Annotated in this window: 3 protein-coding genes; all 3 read right to left on the bottom strand. The window is 53.4% G+C overall.

Annotated elements, in window-relative coordinates:
- Positions 1–102: 102 nt before the first annotated feature.
- On the bottom strand, positions 103–2,853 hold the full coding sequence (locus Q7V48_02920; protein MDO9209689.1) for a TRAP transporter fused permease subunit: 2,751 nt from the start codon (positions 2,851–2,853) through the stop codon (positions 103–105).
- 22 nt (positions 2,854–2,875) lie between these two features.
- Complete coding sequence (locus tag Q7V48_02915; GenBank protein MDO9209688.1) at positions 2,876–3,385, bottom strand: DUF1850 domain-containing protein; 510 nt, start codon at positions 3,383–3,385, stop codon at positions 2,876–2,878.
- Between the two features lie 114 nt (positions 3,386–3,499).
- A partial coding sequence (locus tag Q7V48_02910; protein ID MDO9209687.1) for a TAXI family TRAP transporter solute-binding subunit occupies positions 3,500–3,761 on the bottom strand: 262 nt, incomplete at its 5' end.

Here is a 3,761-nt window from a genome sequence, read left to right as displayed (position 1 = left end):
AATTAAAGCCCCAGAGGAGCCAGATAATCAGAAGAGGGAAATTTCGTTACAGAACCAGCGAGTATCTTACGCCTCGGGATCGACCTCGATGCCGGGTAGTGCCTACTGGGACACTTTATGATCCCCTTTAGGCTTACGGTAGCATTGCCAAAAATAAACTCCGCCCATAATAGCCGCGCCTAAATAGCTGGAAATCGGTTCATGCCACCACAGGCCAATGAGGGCGACGACCAGGAGCAGACGTTGGGGAAGCCTCAGCCGATCTCTGCCGAAATAGCCGATAATGATGGCTCCAAGAGCGATAATTCCCAGGATGACCGTGGCGAGGACAAAGATAAATTCCATATAAGGGAAAGGCGCCCGGGTTTTTTGGAGAATATACGGCATGAATACGAGAATAGGACTGAATACGAAGGCAAAGGGAACGTACATGCCGGCCCAGGCAAGGGTAAATGCGCGGACCCCCGTTTTAAATGGGTCCCCCTGAGAGATCCCTGATGCGGCGTACGCCGCCACGGCAACCGGCGGCGTGAGATCGGCCAGGATTCCGAAATAAAACACAAACAAATGGCTCAGCAGCGGGGCCACGCCAAATTTCAGCAGCGCCGGTGCGGCGATGATGGAAACGACGATGTAGTTGGGCGTGGTGGGCAGCCCCATCCCGAGAATCAAACTGGCGACGGCGGTATAGGCCAGCACGAAAAAGAGAGTGGTGTGGTCCAGCGTAAAGAGACTGAAGAAATCCAATTTATCCACCATAGCCGCGGTGGCTGTGGCCAACTCGATTGTGGCCGAGGCGAGTTTTAGTCCAAGCCCGGTTAAGGTGGTAGCCCCCACGATGAATCCCACGGCAGCGCAGGCAGCCCCGATGGCCAGGGCGTTCTTCGTCCCCCATTCCAAACAATCCAAAACGTGCTCGATCTTCATGCGGCCTTCTTTCAAGAAGAGGCCGACGACGATGACAAAGAAATTACACCAGAAGGCGGCGCGGCCGGGTTCTGTTCCCCGCTGCAGGAGAAAAAGCAAAAGGGCAATGGCAATAATCCCCCATATCCAATAGAAAAACACCAGCCCCCGCAGCGTCCAAATGAGGCCTCCGACAATGATAGCGAACCACAGAACCGTCCAAAGCACGGGGCCTTCAAAAGGATTCCACAAGAAGAGGACAACCGGAGCCGAGGCAGCCACGGCGACAAAAAAGCTCTTGGTGCGGGGTCCGGTCTGCGCAAAGGCGACCGAGCTGATAATTCCCCAGAAGGCCGCCAAGAAAGGGGTAAATCCGGTAACCAGAAGCCAGATGATGATGATGAGAGGGATCACCAAGATCCCGTTTTCCCGGATGAGTTTGGGTACGCTGGGTAGTTGATCTCGGGGAATTCCCTTCATATTGTTCTTTTTAGCTTCGAAGTGCACCATGACTCCAACGCCAAAGAAATGGCAGATGGCCGGTATGATGGCACAGGTGGCGATGGTCAGGTAAGAGATTCCCAAGAATTCGGCCATAATGAAAGCGGCGGCACCCATGATGGGCGGCATGAATTGTCCGCCCGTCGAGGCCGCAGCCTCCACCGCGCCGGCAAATTCCTTCTTGTACCCCATCTTCTTCATCATGGGGATGGTGAAGGCCCCGGTGGTGACCGTATTGGCGACCGATGAGCCGGAAATGCAACCCAGCAGGCCGGAAGCCACGATGGCCACTTTTGCGGGACCGCCCGCGGACCAGCCCGCCAAGGCTGTGGCCAGATCAATGAATAATTTCCCCAGCCCCGTTTTCATGGTGAAAATACCGAAGAGAACGAAATGGAAGACAAAAGTGGCGACCACTCCCAGGGGGACTCCGTAAATCCCTTCGGTCCCGAGGTACATCTGGTCGATGATGCGAGTGGGGGAGTAGCCCCGGTGGGAGAGTATGGAGAGGCCGGGAATGTTGGCCAGGTAAGGCCCCAGGTAGCAGTAGGCCAAGGAGAAGAGTCCCAGGATGGCCAGGGGAACTCCGATGCTCCGGCGGGTTCCTTCCAGAATGAGAAGGATGGCAAAGTTTCCCAGGATGAAGTCCCTGGTGTTGGGATAACCGGCACGGTAGATAAACTGATCGAAGTCGAATATGATGTAGCTCGAAAAAGCAAAGGCCAAAATCGCCAGCGTAACTTCAAAATAGGGGATCTTTTGGGGGTCCAGCTTGAATTTTTTCTTCCCGGAGATCGCCCGCAAGGCGTCCCGGAGCATGAAAAGAAGAGGAATCCCCAGGGCAGCCAGAATACAGAAAGTCCAGGTGGCGAAGCCAATACCGGATTCTCCCAGATAATCTTTCCAATTCTGGAGAACGGTGAAAAAACCATAGGCATAGAATCCCAACCCGACGATCGAAGCTGCCAAATCCAAATAGGGGACGGTTGGGGGCCGGAAAAGATCCCGCGTTTTCATGGCGAAGGCCAAAAAGAACCCGATGGCGAAGACCAGCCCGGTGGCGGCCGCACCGAGCTTCAGGATACTCTGAAATCCCATGGCCAAGATCGATCCGGCCACGAAAGAAAAAATCGCTTCGTAGGTCCATGCCCACCCGAGATTCTTGATTTTGATCTTCCGGGTGGGATAGACCAAGTAGATAAGGGCAAGGACAAAGGAGAAGTGGAAACAGCGGTGTTTCCATTCTTGGAGCACGCCAAAACCCGCAGTGTAGATATGGAATAGAGCAAGAATGATGCACATGATCAGGGCCGCCTTCGCGGCCAGGCCCTTTAATTTACGGAAGCGCAGCTCCGGGTCAAAGGTTTCGACTAACTCTTTGACCTTTTCCTCATCGACCTGGTAGGCGATGACCTTTTCTTCTTGGGAGGGTTGTTCCTTTGCCATGTTTTTTTACCCTTTCCGGTTTCTATTTACTTTGAATTAAGCGGTGCAGATAAAATCCCAACCAATAAATAAGACGCACCTTTTCCGTTTGAATGTGAATCAGTCCATTTCCCACTTGGGCGGATACGTCGACTTCGGGTGCATTCTGGAAACGAAAACGATTCTTCCACTCCGCTTGAATTCGCCAATCAATGGAGGGCACAACGCGGCGCATCCCGGTAATCCGAAACCAGTCCCCCTCTAGGACCCATTGCTCGCCTGGGGATACCCCATAAGGAAGACCGGCTCCTTGCCCCTGGAACAGGGTCTCGGTTAGGACCAGGCGGTATTCCGCGTCGATGCGGAAAAAATCGCGGACATCGCTCCAGGCCACCGAATGGAGATAGGCCAGTTGAAACGTATCCCCCGGTTTGACAACCCTTAAAAAAATTACTTGATCATTTTTGGTACAGATCAATACCCAGATTGGGTAGAGGAGAAGGAAAGCTCCCAGGGCCAGAATTCCTGAGAGTAGAATTACTCCTTTGCGCATGCCTTTATAATTAAACCCCGCATAAATTGGCTCTCCAACCTTTATGCGGGGCCGAAAATGGGGATTTCGATTTTTCTACGGGAAAAGCCAGGACCGTCTAACGCTCGGCCAAATTTACTTCGCTTCGGGTGGAACGAGCGCCGGCGGGATCGGGATTCCCTTCTCCTTGTAATATCTGTAGGCACCCTTGTGGAGAGGAACTGTCACGCCGAGCAACGCATTTTCGAATCTTACATTTTTTCCCTGCTCGTGGGCTGCAGCCATCATCTCGGCGCCGCTGGCCGGCTCCTTCTTTTCTCGATAAATCTGGGGCTTCTTTTCCCACAAATGGGTGGTGATTTCATAGATCAGCTGCTCGTCAACTTCGGCCCGCGTC

This window comes from Deltaproteobacteria bacterium (genome assembly GCA_030654105.1).
In the GTDB taxonomy this organism is placed as follows: domain Bacteria; phylum Desulfobacterota; class SM23-61; order SM23-61; family SM23-61; genus JAHJQK01.
This window is presented reverse-complemented; position numbering and strand designations above follow the sequence as displayed.

Coding starts and splice junctions, on each gene's coding strand:
- Q7V48_02915 (MDO9209688.1), bottom strand. CDS start 3,385: ATGCGCAAAGGAGTAATTCTACTCTCAGGAATTCTGGCCCTGGGAGCT.
- Q7V48_02920 (MDO9209689.1), bottom strand. CDS start 2,853: ATGGCAAAGGAACAACCCTCCCAAGAAGAAAAGGTCATCGCCTACCAG.